The sequence below is a fragment of the Nostoc sp. TCL26-01 genome, assembly GCF_013393945.1.
Classification (GTDB): domain Bacteria; phylum Cyanobacteriota; class Cyanobacteriia; order Cyanobacteriales; family Nostocaceae; genus Trichormus.
Map to the genome: position 1 here is coordinate 6,568,021 of NZ_CP040297.1, position 18,654 is coordinate 6,586,674.

Below are 18,654 nucleotides of genomic sequence, written 5' to 3' on the forward strand. Positions count from 1 at the left end.
ATTTATTGAGATGTTCAATTAGGATTTACTGGGAAATGGGGCATGGGGTATTGGACATCAGGCAGAGAAAACTTTTTCCTAATCTCTAGCCCCTAGCCTCTAGCCTCTAGCCCCCATTCCCTCTACTCAAAAGAACTAATGAGAGTAACGCGCCCCTGAGAACTGTAAGCAACTTCAGCAATAGACAGATTGGGGTCGAATAATTCGTCTACAATGTGCTGGGCTGATTGCTGGGGATTTAAGGTAGGACTTAAATCAATGGCTCTGGTGAACACATTTGGCCATTCCCATCTCAGGGTTTTAACTAATCCAAATAAACCAGCACCAATTGCCCCAAAATTAACCTTATGCTCAAATCCGAAGGCTCCATCCAAGCGAGTGACGGTGAAGAAACAACTGCGCTCATAGCGTCCGGCTTCGGTGAGGGATTTCTTCAGGTGCTTGGCTATGAAGAAGATGTGCTTGACAATTTCTTTTTCTTGTGGTAAAAAATCTATCTTGCCAGTTGGCTCAACCGCAAATCCGGGGTGGATGTGGATAAAAGCGCCGATTGTGCCGAAGTTGGTAGCGATCGCAGATAATTTATCTTGTAGCAATTGTTCGGTCATATCTGCGAGGGTGATGCGGTTGACGCTGGCGGGTAAGGGCGCTTGTTGGGGGATGAGGGATTGGGGGAAGCTTAAGACTACAACTTTCCAACCCCGTTCTGTGAGAGACTGCGCTACTTGGGAGGTGGTGAGGGAACCATCATCGGTAATTAAACAGATGTGTCCCTCTGGTAAAGTCAAGTCTAAGCTATCTGGTGCTGGCAGGTATTTGAGTTTGGCTGGACGGCGTTGTACCCCATCGATTATTTGGACTGGCTGCCAGTTAAGCTCAGACTGAGACTTTTTTTTTTCACCTCCCGCCAGCTTTTGGAGGTAGTCAACGATTTGCCCGATGGTGCGGAGGTCGCCTAATTCTTCGATGTTGGGCTTGGGTAAGTCGGGATACATTTCTTGCATCGCCCCTAATATTTCCACCCGTTTAATCGAGTCGATTCCTAAGTCTGCCTCCATATCCATTTCTAGCTCTAGCATCTCTACTGGGTAGCCAGTTTTATCGCTGGTGATGTTCAGCAGAGTTTGAGCTAAATCTGCATAATCTGTGGTGTCTGCTACGACTTCAGGCTCAGGAGTTGTGGGAACCACGACTGGCTCAACGGGAGCAACTACGGGGGTGACTGTGATAGTTGCAGTCACAACTGGCGCTGGCATTTCTGCGGCTTGTTGCGCTTGCTGGATGGCAATTTCTACCGAGTGGCTAATGGCTGAGTTGGCTTGCAGATAATCAACGATTTGCCCGATGGTGCGTTTTTCTGCCAGTTCTTCTAAGTTGGGCTTGGGTAAGTCGGGATACAGTTCTTGCAAGCCTCCCAGGATTTCTACTCGTTTAATCGAGTCAATCCCTAAGTCAGCCTCCATATCCATTTCCATTTCCAGCATTTCTACTGGGTAGCCTGTCTTGTCGCTAATAATTGCTAAGAGGTTTTTATCCAAGTCAGCAATGTTAACGGCGGTAGTCACTGAAGTGACGACAGGTGCAACAGGTGCGGGGGTAAGTTCTTCAACTTTGTTGACGACAGGTGTAACGGGTGTCTCAATTACAGTCTCAACAACTATAGAAGTAGCAACTGTCGGTGCTGCAACTACAGGTGGCTGTGCGATTTCCCAAGTTGCTGGCGCGGGGGTGACGACAGGTGCAGTCTCAACAGTCTCAACTAGTTTGGCAGTGGGAGGTACAGGTGCTTCCACGATGGGTGCATCGATGGTGAAAGCGGGAGCTTCCTTGACTGCTGTGTCGGTGACTGGTACACTCGCTGTACTAGACAACACCATTGCATACTGCTGTTGAATCAGTTCAAAAAAGTTTCTCGCGTAAGCTACCTGTTCTTGAAGATATTTTTCATGGATGCGGAGGGTTTCACCTTGTTGGGAGTGAAACTGCACCATGCTGCGCTCTAAGCTTTCCATAACAACTAGTTTAAGCTGGGCAGCTTCTTGGGAAGACTTAGCGTTAGCAAACAAGGCGTTTTGTTGCTGCATCAGTTGGAAGAATGCTTTGGTGTATTCCATCTGATGATTGAGATAAGTACCATGAACTTGGAGATTCTCAGCTTGATTTTGCTGGAACTGGGTTGTCAGGTACTCTAAGCTTTCTAGCACTCGTTGGCAATTGGCCAGGTTTTCTGGTGTTTGCATCTTCAGTTCTTCGGCTAGTTGGGGTGAAAGGAGCGCAGGATTCATTGCAGGTTGTGGTTGAGTGACACTAGTAGAGTTATCCGAAATTGTGGGCGGTTGGGTAACACGTCCGTTGGTTGCTTTGATGTGATTGAGTGGGGAGTTAGAAGAAGAGAATTCAGCACTTTTTACTTGTTCAGCAGATATGCTTACACGTCCATTACCATTACCATTACTGGTGGGAATTGGTGCGGGTTCAGCCTTTGTAGGCGTAGCAGGGGGTAAAGTAACTTTGTGTCCGTTATTCAAGGCTTCCGCGAAAGCATTTTTGGTTTTTTCAGACACATAGTTGATACCTCTTAGCTTCACACTCAGAGCTTTTTTATTCTCAACCGGGGGTAGTGTGGGTTGGGTTTGGTAGGGGTCGAGATTTTTTAACGACATACCCAAGACGCGCATTTGTACAGTTGCTTCCCTGAGAGAGCGATCGCTATTTTTCTGCACACTAGGATTCAAAGCAATGGTAGTATGGGGGCGATCGCCTAAAATATCTTTGACTAAGTTAGTCAGGATTCTCTTGGGGCCAAATTCCACGAAGCAAGAACCACCCGCAGCGTAGATATTCTCAATCTCTTGCTTAAACAGTACGGAGTTGGCAAGGTGAGTTTCTAAGATTTTTTGAATGCTTTGGGGTTCTTTGGGATACTGCTTACCTGTGACGTTGGTGAAAACAGGGATTTTGGGTTCGTGGAATTGAACAGACTTAGTAGCAATGGCGAAGGATTTTTGAGCGAAGGCAATTAGCGACGTGTGGAAAGCGGCGGAGACTGGTAACAATACAGTCGCACATCCTTGTTTTTGTAAAGCCTGATGGACTTTCGTAATTTCGCCGGTGGGGCCTGCTAAGACAAACTGAGTGGGAGAATTATAGTTGGCGATGGTAACTTGGGGGAACTGTTTGAGAATTGGTTCCACCTTGCTAATATCTTCCTTCACTGCCAACATACTACCAGGATCATGGTCTGGGTCTTCTGGTGCAGCCATTGCTTGTCCCCTAGCTTTCACCAGGTACATATAATCTTGGTCACTCAACACACCCGCAGCCCACAAGGCGGTAATTTCCCCGAAACTGTGTCCAGCTACAAAGTCAGATTTAAATCCGGCTTGTTTCAAGATGGCATATAAGCCAGCACTAAATGCCCCAATTGCAGGTTGTGCATATTCTGTGCGTTGCAAGGCTGCCATTTGAGCATTTTTCTCGGCTTCCTCAAACACAGGATGGGGGAAAACAATTTCCGACAAAGGACGCAAGTTATCTTTGAGTAACAGTCCATCCATGTAACCAAACAGACGGCGCAAGGTGGGGAAGTTCATCACTAACTCCCGTCCCATTTCCAAGTATTGAGAACCTTGTCCAGAGAACAAAGACACAACTTTGCCGCCCAACTCCATTCCCGCCGCGCGGTAGAAAATACCTTGGGGATGTTCCCAATTAGCAACTGAGCCTTTATGCTTCAGCCAGTCAATGCTAATTTGCATCAACTTACAAGCTTCTAGCAAATTCTCCGCCACAAACCCAACTCTTGCAGCATTCAGAGGAATTTCTAGTGACTGACATTCTTGCACTAACTGAGCGTAATGTCTCTCACCACCCTCAGATTGTAACTTCCCTAAAACTTCCTCACATTTCTTCAACAGTTCGCCGGGGTTAGCAGCATACATGAGAATTTCACGGGCGCTGTTATGTAGGCGATAAGGGCGGTTTTGTTCTGCTTCGTATTCTTCTAAAACAACGTGGTAGTTTGTCCCACCAAAACCGAAAGAACTCACACCAGCCCGTCGTGGTGCTTCCCCTTCTGCCCGAATCCAAGGTCTAGTTTGGGTATTAAGATAGAAAGCAGAATTTTTAATATTCAGCTTGGGGTTAGGCTCAGTAATATTGATTGTGGCTGGTAAGATTTTGTGGTGCAATGCCAAGGCTGTTTTAATCAAACTTGCCGCACCCGCCGCCGCTTTGGTGTGACCAATTTGAGATTTCACACTCCCCAAAGCAATGTGCTGTTTTTGCTCGTCGTGTTCGCCAAAGAAGTCTCTCAAAGAACCGAACTCAGTGGGGTCGCCAGCCATTGTCCCTGTACCGTGGGCTTCCATTAACCCAACAGTGGCAGGAGAAAAACCAGCATCTTCATAGGCACGACGCAAAGCAGTGACTTGACCTTCTTTACGGGGAGCATAAATACTCTTATACCGTCCATCGCTGGAAGTCCCGATACCTTTAATGACAGCGTAGATTTTATCATTGTCACGTTCGGCATCTTCCAGGCGCTTCAACACCAGCATACAGATACCTTCACCCAGCATCATCCCGTCAGACTTAGCATCGAAAGGTTTCACACTCTCGCTAGGAGATACGGCTGGAGTTTTACTGAAGGAAATGTACGCCATGATGGTGTTATCTGTGTCTACACCACCAGTCAGCATCATCTCAGCCCGATGCTCAACTAGTTCGCTGATAGCCATTTTCAAAGCACCGAAGGAACTAGCGCAGGCTGCATCAACAACGCAGTTCATCCCGCCAAAGTTCAAGCGGTTGGCGATACGTCCCGCGACGACGTTAGCTAACATCCCAGGGAAGGCGTTTTCATCCCATTTGATGTAAGCGCTTTTGATTTTATCGACGATTTTTTTAGTATCTTCGTCAGAAAGTCCACTACTTTTGAGAACTTTTTCCCAGATAGGATACTCCAACCTAGCAGAAAGCGGCATACCCAATTGCTTGGCCATAGCCACACCTAAAATCACCCCGACCATTTCCCGACTAAATTCACGGGAGTCGCCATAACCTGCATCTTCCATCGCCTCTTTCGCAACTACTAAACTTAATAGTTGGGAAACATCAGTGACTTCTAAAATGCTGGGAGGAATGCCAAATTCCATTGGGTTAAAATCCACCTCTGGAATAAACCCACCTCTTTTACAGTAAGTTTTATCTTCTGGGGTTCTGGGGTTGGGGTCGTAATAATCTTCTACACTCCAATGAGTAGAAGGAACATCAGAAATACAATCAATTTTGTTAACTATATTCTGCCAGTATTGACGTAAATTTCTAGCTTCAGGTAACAGCGAAGCCATGCCAATAATAGCGATAGGATTTTGTTGTAGTTGTCTATTAATTTTGTTGATTGACATTGGTTTTTCTGATTTCATTTTTTTTTCCTCAATACACCTCAACAAAGCCTTTTCGCAGTTATTAATTTCGGATTCCAACTCCGCTAAGGCACTATCAATTGGATTAGCAGACATAAGACATATACTTTTCTGAAGTACTGTGAATTTTGCAGCTACTGTAAGGAGTGCTGAGTAGGGAGTGCTGAGTGCTGAGTGATGAGTAGGGAGTATTGAGTCAAAAGACTATCCCCTATCCCCTGTACCCTATCACCTATCACCTGTACCCTATCCCCTATCCCCTACTAAATATTGCGGCAATAGGTCAATAACATTGTTGAAACTGGTAAAATAATCTTGAAGCGCGGTAGCTGCTTGACCAGTAAATTCAATCCATTCGTAATGGTAGAGATTTTGAGTAATTGCATCCTCCTGGAACGGTGGAAACTTAGGAGTAGCTATTAAGACAGAAACGCTTTTTTCTCCCAAACTAGTTTGATTATCTAGCTTCACCGCAGCCACGTAGCTGGTATTAATGACAACGTTCTGTATCTTGATGAATGCCATAGCCAGTTTCAGCGTCCAGGATAATATATGTTATGGGATTTGATTCAGAAAAGTTGACAAGTTCGTTACAGAAGAAACATCACCTTGACTCCGAAATCATACAGTTATCTGCACAGTTTCTCAAACGTATATAAGGTGATGGTGATGCAGGTAGTATAAGCAGGCAGAGAGCAGAAGGTGAAAAATCTTTTTTGTAAGTTTTGAGCTTTTTCAACTTAATAGTTATTTCTACCAAACTGCACTTAGGGTTAGTTTTTACTGTGTCCCTCGCAAATAAATAACTAATTTGCCTGGCTGCTTTTTAGCATTGAATTAATACAAACAATAGCACACTTCATGGAAACTAAATCATTTGTTTAAATTATTTTTATAAAAAGAATGGCTATTTGTTGATGAAAATTACAAATTTAGTATAGAACAGAAGTATAATTAATGACTTACGAATAAAGACTTTGAATTTGTGGTGTTGCATCTATAAAGTTAACTTTATCTTGATGCAGATAGCGTTAAACCTGTTTTGTCTAACCAGTAATACTTGCGTAAATACATAAATTAAATTACTCAGATTACCAAAAAGATTTTTCAGCATCACATCATAATCAAAAGAGATTTTTTGATGACTTTTTAATATAAATGCCTAATTACTAGCAAAACGTATTTAGCAAGCAAACATTCATTTTATAGATTGTGCATCATAAACTTCTCTAAATTCCTCTGTGTCTTGGTGTCTCTGTGGTTAAAAATAATTGATTGAACCACAAAGGCACAGCGAAAAGTCGGAGCAGAGGTTTCCTCCGTAGACGCTTTGCAGCTTGCCGCAGGCATCTGAACTTTTCAAGACAAAGACACAGAGAAAAACACTTTTAATATTTAGATGTTTTCACTGCTAATTTACCAGTCCATTTTTGCCAACGCCCAATGCCCCGGCTGACTAATTCTGGATTACTGTCGCCAGTAAAACAAATTCGTCCCATTCTTTCACAGGTAATCAAAATTTCCCCATGACCCATAAAAGGAGCAATCACAAAATGATTGGGGCTGGTGTATAAATTGAGCAAATAATTGACAATTCCTTCGATGCCTTCAATATTAATTTGTGTTTGGGGTTTGGAAATGATTTGATGAGAAAAAATCCCTATATAAAGATTGTCTAGTAATAATTCATATTGAAAAGGCATTTGATTACGCTGGTAAAATTCATAGATATTTCCCTCAGAACGAATCACAGCCACCACCTTAGCTTCATCTACCAAATAATTATGCTGCCAATTAGGTGATAGAGTAGCGATCGCCAACGCTGCATCAGAAGGTAATAAACTCTGAAACTCAGTTTGGGATGTCTCACCACAATATATTAAATGCCTCCCCGCAATCCATTCATCACCAGTTTGCACAATTGGTTCATCAAGAGCGATCGCTACATTATCATTTGTTGGTGCTGATTGACGTTGAGTTTTTTTAACCGCTAATTTCGCTGCTTTTTGGGCGATCGCACTTTGGTAAGCTAATATCTGAGCCGATTTTTGTTGATCTTGAAACTCATCTACCAATTGCTTCTGTCGTTCAGCTTCGGCTGTATCACCCCTCGCCTCGGCTAATTCCTTCGCCTGTTGCGCCTCCTGTGCCAAGGTACGTTCTTTTGCACCAGCCCTGGCTACCTGTAATAGCGCTGTGGGACTATCCGCAATGGGTGTACCTTTAATTAGCTGCTTGACTTCTGGGTGAATTCCTTTAGCGATTTGCTTCCCATGCTGAAAGGTGCGTTCCGAGTAGCCTGCTTCCTTGGCTAACTCCACAGTTCTTTTCAGAGGTGGTGAAACCGTTTCACCAGCTTTGAGGGTATGTTGATTATCGCCAACTTTCGCCCGTAGCCCCATCCGTTCTAAAATTTGGTCACGTTCCCACCACAATTCTGACCGTTCCAACGGTTCTAGTTCATTACGAATCAAATTTTCGTCAATCTCCGCTAACCGTCCTTGGTCAGCATACTCATAATTGACAATATTACAGGCGATCGCCTCCAACCCCAACAACTTACAAGCCGTCAGCCGATGCAACCCCGCAATCAAATTCAACTGCTGGTCTACTGTAATTGGGTTCAATAAACCATTAGCCTTGATTGACTCCTGCAACTCATTCACCTTGTCACCCTTGACCGGACGGCGGTTGCGACCGATTTTAATTTGGTCTATGGGTACTATGGGCATAACTACTACTTTTCAGTGCATCCAGTTAAAACACCAACCATAACGACTAAGATACACCGAATTAGTTTCATTATTATCCAGAAATCCTGATTTTACCTCAATAATGTCTGATGGAACACAAATATAGCGATCGCAATCAGCGAATAATAAATGGTCATTAGTCATTGGTCATTGGTCATTAGTCAACAGTCATTAGTTATCCTCGGTTCTCTTTCTGCTGACTAGCCGCGAGTATTACAAATTACGAATTACAAAAAGAGTTTTTGGTTAATTGCAGATGAGTTGATAGCAGTTCACCAACGCAGCCATTTTGGCTATCTCCTGACTAATCACAATGAGAATTTATTGGGAACGAAAATATGGCAGTAAACAAAGAACGCCAGTTATTTATCAAACCTCAAAGTCGGTGGTGGATAGTTTTAGCTGCGTCACTGACATTCGCTACCGGGCTAATATCCTTCTACAGTTTGACCTCTAATAAACCACGTCCTCAAGTCCCGACTACCGCTAACTCTCCTAAAGCCGCACCAGTGAAAGTTGCAGTGACAGCTTTAGGACGTTTGCAACCAGAAGGTGAAATCACAACGTTGTCTGCACCTAGTTCTACTAATGGTGTGCGAGTTGAAAAACTGTTAGTCAAAGAAGGTGATGAAGTTACAGCCGGGCAAGTATTAGCCTATCTCGAAGATTATGACCGTGCCACCGCAGCCCTGCAACAATCTTTAGATAAACTGCAAATTGCCAAAGTCAAACTAGCCCAAGTCAAAGCTGGTGCTAAATCTGGAGATATTGACGCGCAAAAAGCCACAGTTGCGAATTTGCAATCACAATTGACTGGAGAAATTGCCACACAACAGGCGATAATTAACCGTGTACAAGCTGAAGTAGATAATGCTCAAGCTGAGAGCGATCGCTATCAAAAACTATTCCAAGAAGGTGCTGTATCTGCTTCTGTATCAGATGCTAAAGCCTTACAACTCAAAACAGCACAGCAACAACTCACAGAAGCCAAAGCCAGCCTCAGCCGGACTCAGAACACCCTCGCCAACCAAATCAAAGAAGCCAAAGCCAGACTCAACAGTGTCAAAGAAGTACGGGATGTCGATGTAGATTTGGCACAAATGGAAGTCAAAAGTGCCGTTACAGCCATCAAACAAGCCCAAGCCGACCAAGCGCTATCATACATTAAAGCCCCCATTGACGGCAAAATTCTCAAAATTCATGCCAAAACAGGCGAAGTCATCCCTAGTAATGGATTTGCTGACATCGGTAAAACATCTCAGATGTACGTCATTGCCGAAGTCTATCAAACAGATATTCAAAACGTCCGGGTAGGGCAAAAAGCCACAATTACCAGCACAGCATTTTCTGGTAAATTACAAGGAACAGTCAGAGAGATTGGTTGGCAAGTAGACAAACAAAGCATCTTTAGCCTCAACCCCAGATCAGATACAGACCGCAGAATCATCGAAGTCAAAGTCTCCATCGATAAACCCGCAGATAGTGAAAAAGTATCACGTCTCACCAACCTCCAAGTAGACGTAGCCATCCAAATGTAGAGACGTTGCACGCAACGTCTCACAATCAATAAATTGCACGCAACGTCTCACAATCAATAAATTGCACGCAACGTCTCACAATCAATAAATTGCACGCAACGTCAGTTCATTAGTCATTAGTTACAACAACTGACAACTAACAAGTGACAAAATAAATATGAATTTCAAAATTCCTTTAGCATGGCTACAGCTAGCCCAACAAAGAATCCGTTTTCTCGTAGCTGTAGCCGGGATTGCTTTTATTGTTTTATTAATGTTCGTGCAACTGGGTTTCCAAGATGCCCTTTACTCTAGTGCCACAGCAGTGCATCAAAACTTACGAGGAGACTTATTCTTAGTCAGTTCCCAATACAAATCTTTGACCTCAAATCAAAGTTTTTCTCGCACTCGTTTGTATCAAGCTTTAGGGTTTAATGGCGTGGAATCAGTTAGCCCCATGTATTTACAGTTTGCTAAATTAAAAAATCCTGAAACTGGTGAGAAATATTCTATATATGTGATTGGTTTCGACCCAGGAAACCCAGTCATGAATATTCCAGAAGTGGAACAGAATTTAGACAAACTGAAAATCCCCGATGTCATGTTATTTGACAGAGATTCCCGACCAGAATTCGGCCCCATCGCCGCTAATTTTAATCAGGGAGATACAGAACAAACCATTGAAATATTTCCCTTTGATGCCCCTATTGGCTACAAAGTGCGAGTTGGTGGTTTATTCAGTTTAGGGCCTTCCTTTGGTGTTGATGGTAACTTAATTGTCAGCGATTCAACTTTCCTTCGTATCAATCCTAATACTCGTCCAGCAGAAAAAATAGATGTAGGTGTAATTAAACTTAAACCTGGTGCTGATCAAGAAAAAGTGGTAGCTAACTTGCAAGCCAATTTACCTAATGATGTGAGGATTTTTACTCACAAAGGTTTTATTGATTTTGAGAAACAATATTGGTCTGCTAGAACACCAATTGGTTTTATTCTCAACTTAATGCTCACAATGGCTTCAGTTGTAGGTGTAGTAATTGTCTACCAAATTCTCTACAGTAATATTGCTACACAATTTATAGCTTATGCCACATTAAAAGCCATTGGCTATCCCAATAAGTATCTCTTAAATGTGGTTTTCCAACAAGCTTTAATCTTAGCGCTATTAGCTTACATTCCAGGATTTATAGTTTCTGTAGGCTTGTATGATTTTGCTATGGAAGCGACAAAGTTACCAATTATCATGACAGTTAATAATGCGGTAATTGTCTTTATATCCGCAGTTTTAATGTGTATCACATCCGGCGCATTAGCTATTAATAAGCTCCGTTCTGCCGACCCGGCTGATATTTTTTAAAAATGGGGATTGGGGATTGGGAATTGGTGAGTAAAAAATATTCCTAAGAGGTTGTTTTAAAAGTGGTTAGTCGTGTTTTCAGTACCGATTGATCCCCCCTAACCTCCCTTAAAAAGGGGGGATTTAGGGGGATCGGAAAATATTTGATACATCATCAAGGACTTTTAAAACATCCTCTAACCTCTCCCTCTTAAAATTCAAACTTTAGTAAGACAATAAACCCTGTACTATGAATTTGCAAAATAAAACTCTGCTGATCACTGGAATTGATGAATTTATCGGCTTGCGTGCAGCCGAGTTAGCTATAGCGCAGGGGATGAAAGTCCGGGGACTGCAAAGTTCTCATGATAGAGAAAAAACACAAAATTTGGGTGCAGAAATAATTGTTGGTAGTGTAACTGATCCTGCTGTTGCTCAAAAAGCTTGTCAGGGAGTAGATATCGTTTTACATACGGCTCAAATTACCGAAGAAGCTGGTGCAATTCAACATTTTCGGGAAGTCAATGTTGGCGGTACAGTCAACATGGCTAAAGCTGCTAAAAATGCTGGCGTGAAGACTTTTGTCCATCTTTCTAGTGTGATGGTATACGGTTTTAATTATCCTAATCGTGTCACAGAAGATGGGCAACTTTGTAGTGATAAAAATTCTTATTGCCAAACAAAAATAGAAGCCGAAGCCGAACTTTTACCATTAAATACTCCACCTGATTTTGGCGTTATTATCATTCGCGCTGGTGATGTTTATGGGCCAGGAAGTATTCCTTGGGTAGTTAGACCAATTCATTTTATGCGCCAAAAATTATTTGCTTACGCTAATGATGGTGTGGGAGTTATCAATCATCTTTACATTGATAACTTGGTTGATGCTATCTTTTTGGCAATGGAAAAAGAAACCTACGGGGAAATATTTAATATCACCGATGGCGAAGAGACGACTTGGAAAGAATATTTTATACGTCTTGCCGCAATGGAAGGTTTACCGGCTCCTATGTCGATGCCAAAAGATGAAATTAAGTTGTTTTTAAAACTGCGTCATCAAGGACAAAAACTATTACGGAAAAAAGCTGATATTCTGCCAGAATCAGTAGATTTTATGAGTCGCCCCTATGCCTATTCTATTGCTAAAGCCCAAAATTTACTAGATTACAAACCAAAGATTGACTTGGAAACAGGGTTATATCAAACAAGAACCTGGCTAAAAAACACAGATATCCAAAAGCTAGTTAAATAGTCTAGCAATTCTTCTTCTACTTCTTAACTCTGTGTTCTTCGTGTCTCTGTGGTTAAATAAATCATTTTTAACACGGAGTCACAAAGGCACAGAGAGAATAGCTAATTCCTATATGAGTTTAGGTATTGAAGCAAACACAAAAACGTTGTTTGAGGAATACAAAATCATGTTAAATCTCTCTCGGTTGCGTCATCTGTTATTAATCACTTTGTTGAGTTTAAGCTGTGCTAAAGCAGTCAATGCCGAAGCTACAACAAAGTTAACTGTTGTAGTTAATGGTATACGCCATCAAAAAGGTGAGATTTGTTTGCGAGTTTATGCTAGTGAAAAAGGCTTTCCCATGAGTGACACTAGTGAAGTGCAAAGTGGTTGTACAAGAATTACAGGTAAGTCTATCAGCAAAAGTTTCTATGGTTTGAAGCCTGGAAAATACGCTGTTGCAGTCGTAGATGATCAAAATGGTAATCACAAACTTGATTCAGATTTCTTTGGTATTCCTAAAGAAGGTTTTGGGATTTCTAATAATCCTACCGTGTCTATTCAAACAGGTACACCAAAGTTTAATAAGTCAAGTTTTGCCGTGACAAAATCTACCACAATTAATATTTTCTTGAAATACTCTCTTGATCCTTAAGGAGTAATGAGTGATGAGTGCTGAGTAGAAATTAGAAATTAGTAGGTTGGGTGGAACGTAGTGGAACCCAACATCCATATCGCTTTGTTGGGTGTAGCGAGGCGTAACCCAACCTACTTTTCCCGGATTTCTCACTCTTCTTTTTTCAAATGAGGTTTTCTCTTTGTCCAAAGGTTGTAAGGGCGGGTTCACAGAAATTATTCATGATTAACGATGATCCTCATAAACCCGCCCCTACCGCTTGTGAGAAATGCGGGTTTTCTTACTCAGCACTCATAACTTTACCCACGACTATTACACAAGCAAGGTAAAATTTGCCGGAGACATAAATGTCATGAAAGAGTTGGCAATTTTCTTGTCTAAGTCTTTGCTGGGGTGGTTAGTTATTCAGGTATGTCTTTCTTTGATATTTTTGTTGTATGTGCGTAGTTCTTGGCGCTCAAAAACTGTACCTGATGATAAATTACCGAAGGCGGCGATAATTCTTTGTCTGCGTGGAGTTGATCCTTTTTTACCCAAATGTTTAGAGGCGCTGTTAAAGCAGGACTACCCAGCATACGATTTAAAGCTAATTATTGATAGTCAAGATGATCCGTCTTGGGAGATTGCTAGCAATACTATCAATACGTTAGCTGCAACTAATGTACAGATTAGCCATTTACGGATTATTCGCCATAATTGTAGCCTCAAATGCAGTTCTTTAATTCAGGCTATTTCTGATTTAGATGATTCCTACAAAGTGGTGGCTTTAGTAGATGCGGATACTGTCGTTCATTCTCATTGGTTGCGAGAATTAGTGATTCCTTTAGCTAACCCTAAAGTTGGGGTGACAACTGGTAATCGTTGGTATGTTCCAACTAATCAATATTGGGGTTCTTTGGTACGTTACACGGGTAACATTGCGACAGTTGTGCAGATGTACCTATTTGGTATTCCTTGGGGTGGTACTCTGGCAATGAAAACAGAGGTACTGCGTCAAACAGGACTTTTAGAACAGTGGGCGCAGTCTTTCGGGGAAGACTTAATGATGCACAATGTCTTAAAAAAACATGGGTTGCGAGTTAAGTTTGTGCCTTCCCTGATTATGGTTAATCGTGAAGAGTGCGATTTACTAGGAATTCTCGATTATCTTCAGCGTCTATTTCTGTATTCTCGATTGTATCATCCCCGGTGGTTAGCGATAGTTAGTGAAGCTGTTTCTAGTATTTTATTTCCCAGTTTAGCGATCGCATTATTTTTCTTTTCCTTGGGTAATGCTGAATGGGATGTAGCAGGTTTGTTATTGAAATCATACAGCATTTATACTCTAGGATTGCTCTTACTGATGCTGGTGATGGAAATAGGTGTACAGCCTGTAATTCGCAATCAAGACCAGCCAGGGACAAAGTTTTCTCTAGCTACGGTGGGGAGAATGTTACTAGCGATTCCTTTAACCCAGTGGGTGTATGGGTTGGCGATGTTGTCTTCGTTGTGGCTATCAACGGTGAAATGGCGAGGTATTGTCTATCGAATTCATAGTTCTAGGAATATCCGCTTAGTTGAGTACCATCCTTATGATTTTTTGGATCAGCCTATTGATAACAAGATTTCTCTTTGATTAATGAGTCAATGGTCAATGGTCAATGGTCAATGGTCAATGACTTAAAGATGGTCGTAAATGCAGATCATTATCGTTCTGAGATAATCAACAATGGATGATTTGGCAATATTGATCTCTAAGTTTTTAGTAGGTTGGTTGATTTTTCAGGTGTGTTGTGTACTGTTATTTTTGCGGTGTCTGAATTCACGCACAAACAACTTACCTGATGAATTATTACCAAAAACGGCTGTGTTATTATGCTTGCGTGGGGCTGATCCTTTTTTAGGGGATTGTTTGCGATCGCTCCTCAAGCAAAACTATCCACGGTATGATCTCAAGGTGATTGTTGATAGTCAGCAAGACCCGGCGTGGCAGGTTGTCAGGGGTATAATCGATGAGTTAGATGCAGCTAACGTTCAAGTTAGTCATTTGCGGACAGTCAGACAAAGTTGTAGTCTCAAATGCAGTTCTCTCATACAGGCTGTTTCTGATCTAGATGATTCCTACAAAGTAGTTGCTTTAGTAGATGCTGATACTGTTGTCCATACTAATTGGTTGCGAGAATTAGTCAGTCCTCTCAATTATCCTCAAGTAGGAGCAACCACTGGCAATCGTTGGTATTTACCGACTGGTAGGTATTGGGGTTCTTTAGTCCGTTACATCTGGAATGTGTCAGCGATCGTGCAGATGTACTTATATGGTATTCCTTGGGGTGGAACTTTGGCAATCAAAACTGAAGTGCTGCGCCAAACGGGACTACTTGAGAGGTGGGGACAAGCTTTTGGTGAAGATACAGTGATGCGTAGTGTCTTAGCCAAATATAACTTAGAGGTCAAGTTTGTTCCTTCTCTGATTATGCTGAATCGAGAAGAGTGCGATTTACCGAGTTTAAGATACTGGTTGCAGCGTCAACTACTGTCTTCTCGACTGTATCATCCTTGGTGGTGGCTGGTAGTTGCTGATGCCGTCTGCACCATATTGTTACCTAGCTTCTTAATTGTGGTGTGGTTTACTGCTTTTTTAAGCGGACAGGGTGAAACAGCTACTTTTGCTTTTAGCTGGTATGTCATTTATATACTGGCATTAGTCATGCTGATGCTGTTTTTAGAACTGGGTGTACAACCAATCATTCGTTCTCATGGACAGCAGGTAACAAAATTATCAGCACCTCTCATCTGGAGAATGATAGTCAGTATGCCTCTCACACATTGGGTGTATGGATGGGCAATGTTAGCTGCTTTGCGGATGCAAACAGTAACTTGGCGGGGTGTCACATACGAAGTTAACAGCACAGGAAATATTCAGCTAATGGAATACCGTCCTTATCAGAGTGTAAATCAAATAGGCGATCGCTAAATTTCTCTTTAATTATCGGTGCATAAATCCTCAATCTAATTTGCTCAGTAAACACAAATACCTCAGCTTTTAGATACCAGTTTCCGTTTGAGAACCAATATACAAATACACTAAAATCATGCACAAGCCAAAACTTCGCATTGCCTTGTTTACAGGCTTATATGCTCCTTTCTTAACAGGAGTTTCAGTTGCCGTTCATCAACGAGTGCGCTGGTTGCTAGAACAGGGACATGAAGTATTTCTCATCCATCCTCAATTTAACAATCAGTACCCCAAAAATGTCGGCAGTCGTCCGATGGCTGGGTTAGAGGAGCTAAAAACCTTTAGTAATTTTACTTCCTACTCATTTCCTACCCAACCACTGATATTTTATAAATCTCTCCCCCAACCTTTAAGCTATCGTCATTGGAGTGATACACAGTTACTTGCAGACTTCCAACCAGACATCATTGTGGTAGAAGAAGCAGCACAAATGCGAGGTTTATACTCAGCTTTATTACAAGGTTATGGTCGTCCAGTCGGAGTCAAATACGCCAAGCGGACAAAAACACCAATCATCTCGGTTTTTCACACAGATATTGTGGCCTACATCAAATATTATTTAGGCAATATCTTCTTTAACTTACTCCGTCCAATTATTCCCTATTTAGTCAACCAGTTTAGTCAAGAATATGATCTCAATGTCTTCTCTTCACGAGAACAACTAGTTAAGTACCAAAAATTAAAATGTTATCCAAGTGAATATCTACCCTATCAAGGGATTAATTGTGAAAAGTTTCATCCCCGCAACATTTGCCATAACCCAATTCCCCACGACGATAGACCGACTCTTTTATTTGTAGGACGCATTACTCCCGAAAAAAATGTCACTCAACTAATTGATGCTTATCCCCTAATTGCAGCTAAAATTCCCAATGTTCATTTAGTTATTGTTGGTAGTGGCCCCCTAGATGAAGAAATCCGTCGCCGCGCGCAAAAGTTTGTCTCTGGTATTACAATATGGGGTGAATCCCACGGCACAGAACTCTTAGGCTGGTTTGCTCGTGCTGATGTATTTGTCAATCCCTCAGTTACAGAAAACTTCTGTACTACAACTAACGAAGCTCTCGCCTCTGGCACTCCTGTAGTTGCAGCACTAGCACCATCGACTTCCGAACAAGTATCCCCTGGAAAAAATGGGTTTCTCGCTGAACCTAATAACCCCAAAGATTTTGCCGAAAAAGTAATTGCTATTTTAGAAAATCCTCAACTTAAAACAGCAATGTCTGAACAAGCACGTCCCTCCATATTGGGATATGATTGGTCAGCCTGTATGGAAAAGTTTGAGGTTAAACTTTTTCAGTTAGTGCAAGCAGCAAAACCATCATCTCGCCTATAGGAATTAGGCAACAAAATGACATAGCAATATCCATCATTTGTCGGCTTTGGTGGGTATTACCCAATACGGTTCAGTTAAGCAGAAAAGTAGGTTGGGTTGAGCGACAACGAAACCCAACAAAGTCTTGATACCGTTGGGTTACTCTCCGAGAAGGCTTACGCCTACATTCTTCAACCCAACCTACACCTACAATATCAAGATAAAATAGTATTAGTAGGTTGAGTGGACGCTTTGCGTAACCCAACATGATCTGAGGAACCCAATTTATATCTACATTAAAATTAATTGGCTAATACGTTTTAATACACTTAGTACCTGTTGAAATTCCTCATCTCGTTCAATTGATAAGGCATAAGACCGAGAATATTTTGGCTGTTCTTGCTGAACTAGCTTGACAAAAACAAACTCTCTACCATTCACAAGTAACCCAAAAGTTGGTTGTTCTATATTGGGAGTATCAAGCATATAAGCAAGTGCTTGGGGTAATGCAGTTAAGACATCAAATTTAGTACTTTTAGATTCAATCACTAGTACCCAAAGACGTTTTTGAATTACTAAAACATCAATATTCCCTTTGACTATGATACTTTCATCTATAGCAGAAATATCAGTAGATTTTTCCGTTTCAATTTCAAAGGGTGGCTGATAAAAACCAGCTAAATCTAGGAGTGGCGATAGTACCACCATCTTCACCGCTTCTTCTGACGTTGAAAGACGTTGAGTTAAATTTAAATAATTGCTTCTAACTCGTTCTAGAGATAAAATTTCTGCATCATTCAACAATGGTAAATCATTTTTCCATTCTGTAAAAAAATCAGCATTTGTCACCAATTGGAGACTAAATTTTTCTGCTAGTTCATAAAGGCTGATATCCCGTCCTTGGATTGTTTGTACCATAATCAATTGGAGAATAAGAAATACATCTGTATTCTATAGGATTCATATTTTATCCTGCATTTCTCACAAAACGGTAGGGGCGGGTTTACAAATATGCTTCAATCATTTACGAATATCTCGTGAACCCGCCCCTACAGCCTCTGGACTTCGGTTTGATAAATTTCGTGAGAAATCCGGGTTTATTTTTGTAAGCGTAGCCTGCGCTTACGCCTACAAAACTCAGTACACCTTTATTCTTTCTTCCCAGTCCCCAGTCCCTAGTTCCTTAGCTCTACGAGTGATTCAGAAATCAAAGCGGATTCCTATATCTGCCTAAAGTGAAAAAAATCAGATTCATCACAAAATTTCTGGAACTGTCAAGCTGAGTGTTGTATCATCACTTGTTCATAAATCAGGGTTTTCTCGGTCTTCAGATGATGCGTAAATTTTAAATGTAAACAATAATCACAAAACTTTGGCATTATTACTTAGGCTGAAGTATGACATTATAAACACACTCTCAGACAAAAGTAATTTTCTTAGGACT

12 protein-coding genes are annotated in these 18,654 nt (G+C 41.6%); 7 read left to right on the forward strand and 5 right to left on the reverse strand.

Features of this window, described 5'->3' with window-relative positions:
- Positions 1-122: 122 nt before the first annotated feature.
- From FD725_RS28380 to FD725_RS28395, 4 genes are all read right to left on the reverse strand, one after another.
- Positions 123-5,522, reverse strand: a complete 5,400-nt coding sequence (locus FD725_RS28380) for a type I polyketide synthase (RefSeq protein ID WP_179051208.1) — start codon at positions 5,520-5,522, stop codon at positions 123-125.
- A 150-nt stretch (positions 5,523-5,672) separates the two neighbouring features.
- Complete coding sequence (locus FD725_RS28385) at positions 5,673-5,951, reverse strand: hypothetical protein (RefSeq protein WP_179051209.1); 279 nt, start codon at positions 5,949-5,951, stop codon at positions 5,673-5,675.
- 863 nt (positions 5,952-6,814) lie between these two features.
- Entirely contained in the window at positions 6,815-8,158 is a 1,344-nt protein-coding gene (locus FD725_RS28390) for a ParB N-terminal domain-containing protein (protein WP_179051210.1), read from the reverse strand.
- Between the two features lie 12 nt (positions 8,159-8,170).
- Positions 8,171-8,323, reverse strand: coding sequence for a hypothetical protein (locus tag FD725_RS28395; protein ID WP_179051211.1), 153 nt, complete (start codon positions 8,321-8,323; stop codon positions 8,171-8,173).
- 194 nt (positions 8,324-8,517) lie between these two features.
- Here FD725_RS28395 and FD725_RS28400 point away from each other — a divergent pair, with 194 nt between their 5' ends.
- The 7 genes from FD725_RS28400 to FD725_RS28430 all read left to right on the forward strand — a co-directional run bounded on the left by FD725_RS28400 (position 8,518) and on the right by FD725_RS28430 (position 17,231).
- Positions 8,518-9,717 carry an ABC exporter membrane fusion protein gene (locus FD725_RS28400; protein ID WP_179051212.1) on the forward strand — a complete coding sequence of 400 codons (1,200 nt, stop codon included), beginning with the start codon at positions 8,518-8,520 and terminating at the stop codon, positions 9,715-9,717.
- A gap of 157 nt (positions 9,718-9,874) precedes the next feature.
- Entirely contained in the window at positions 9,875-11,053 is a 1,179-nt protein-coding gene (gene devC / locus FD725_RS28405; RefSeq protein ID WP_179051213.1) for an ABC transporter permease DevC, read from the forward strand.
- Positions 11,054-11,282: 229 nt separating this feature from the next.
- Positions 11,283-12,284 carry an NAD(P)-dependent oxidoreductase gene (locus tag FD725_RS28410; protein WP_179051214.1) on the forward strand — a complete coding sequence of 334 codons (1,002 nt, stop codon included), beginning with the start codon at positions 11,283-11,285 and terminating at the stop codon, positions 12,282-12,284.
- A gap of 166 nt (positions 12,285-12,450) precedes the next feature.
- Positions 12,451-12,918 carry a DUF2141 domain-containing protein gene (locus tag FD725_RS28415; RefSeq protein ID WP_179051215.1) on the forward strand — a complete coding sequence of 156 codons (468 nt, stop codon included), beginning with the start codon at positions 12,451-12,453 and terminating at the stop codon, positions 12,916-12,918.
- 334 nt (positions 12,919-13,252) lie between these two features.
- Positions 13,253-14,515, forward strand: coding sequence for a glycosyltransferase family 2 protein (locus tag FD725_RS28420; RefSeq protein ID WP_179051741.1), 1,263 nt, complete (start codon positions 13,253-13,255; stop codon positions 14,513-14,515).
- A gap of 93 nt (positions 14,516-14,608) precedes the next feature.
- Positions 14,609-15,853: a glycosyltransferase family 2 protein gene (locus FD725_RS28425; protein ID WP_179051216.1), complete on the forward strand. Its 1,245-nt coding sequence runs from the start codon at positions 14,609-14,611 to the stop codon at positions 15,851-15,853.
- A 118-nt stretch (positions 15,854-15,971) separates the two neighbouring features.
- Positions 15,972-17,231, forward strand: coding sequence for a glycosyltransferase (locus FD725_RS28430; protein WP_179051217.1), 1,260 nt, complete (start codon positions 15,972-15,974; stop codon positions 17,229-17,231).
- 270 nt (positions 17,232-17,501) lie between these two features.
- On the opposite strand, the gene FD725_RS28435 is transcribed toward FD725_RS28430, so the two are convergent.
- Positions 17,502-18,128 carry a type I restriction endonuclease gene (locus tag FD725_RS28435; RefSeq protein ID WP_179051218.1) on the reverse strand — a complete coding sequence of 209 codons (627 nt, stop codon included), beginning with the start codon at positions 18,126-18,128 and terminating at the stop codon, positions 17,502-17,504.
- Between the last annotated feature and the right edge of the window lie 526 nt (positions 18,129-18,654).

Bases quoted from the DNA above. Each gene is read 5' to 3' on its own strand.
- FD725_RS28380 (WP_179051208.1), bottom strand. From the start codon at position 5,522: ATGTCTGCTAATCCAATTGATAGTGCCTTAGCGGAGTTGGAATCCGAA.
- FD725_RS28385 (WP_179051209.1), bottom strand. From the start codon at position 5,951: ATGGCATTCATCAAGATACAGAACGTTGTCATTAATACCAGCTACGTG.
- FD725_RS28390 (WP_179051210.1), bottom strand. From the start codon at position 8,158: ATGCCCATAGTACCCATAGACCAAATTAAAATCGGTCGCAACCGCCGT.
- FD725_RS28395 (WP_179051211.1), bottom strand. From the start codon at position 8,323: ATGACTAATGACCATTTATTATTCGCTGATTGCGATCGCTATATTTGT.
- FD725_RS28400 (WP_179051212.1), top strand. From the start codon at position 8,518: ATGGCAGTAAACAAAGAACGCCAGTTATTTATCAAACCTCAAAGTCGG.
- devC (WP_179051213.1), top strand. From the start codon at position 9,875: ATGAATTTCAAAATTCCTTTAGCATGGCTACAGCTAGCCCAACAAAGA.
- FD725_RS28410 (WP_179051214.1), top strand. From the start codon at position 11,283: ATGAATTTGCAAAATAAAACTCTGCTGATCACTGGAATTGATGAATTT.
- FD725_RS28415 (WP_179051215.1), top strand. From the start codon at position 12,451: ATGTTAAATCTCTCTCGGTTGCGTCATCTGTTATTAATCACTTTGTTG.
- FD725_RS28420 (WP_179051741.1), top strand. From the start codon at position 13,253: ATGAAAGAGTTGGCAATTTTCTTGTCTAAGTCTTTGCTGGGGTGGTTA.
- FD725_RS28425 (WP_179051216.1), top strand. From the start codon at position 14,609: ATGGATGATTTGGCAATATTGATCTCTAAGTTTTTAGTAGGTTGGTTG.
- FD725_RS28430 (WP_179051217.1), top strand. From the start codon at position 15,972: ATGCACAAGCCAAAACTTCGCATTGCCTTGTTTACAGGCTTATATGCT.
- FD725_RS28435 (WP_179051218.1), bottom strand. From the start codon at position 18,128: ATGGTACAAACAATCCAAGGACGGGATATCAGCCTTTATGAACTAGCA.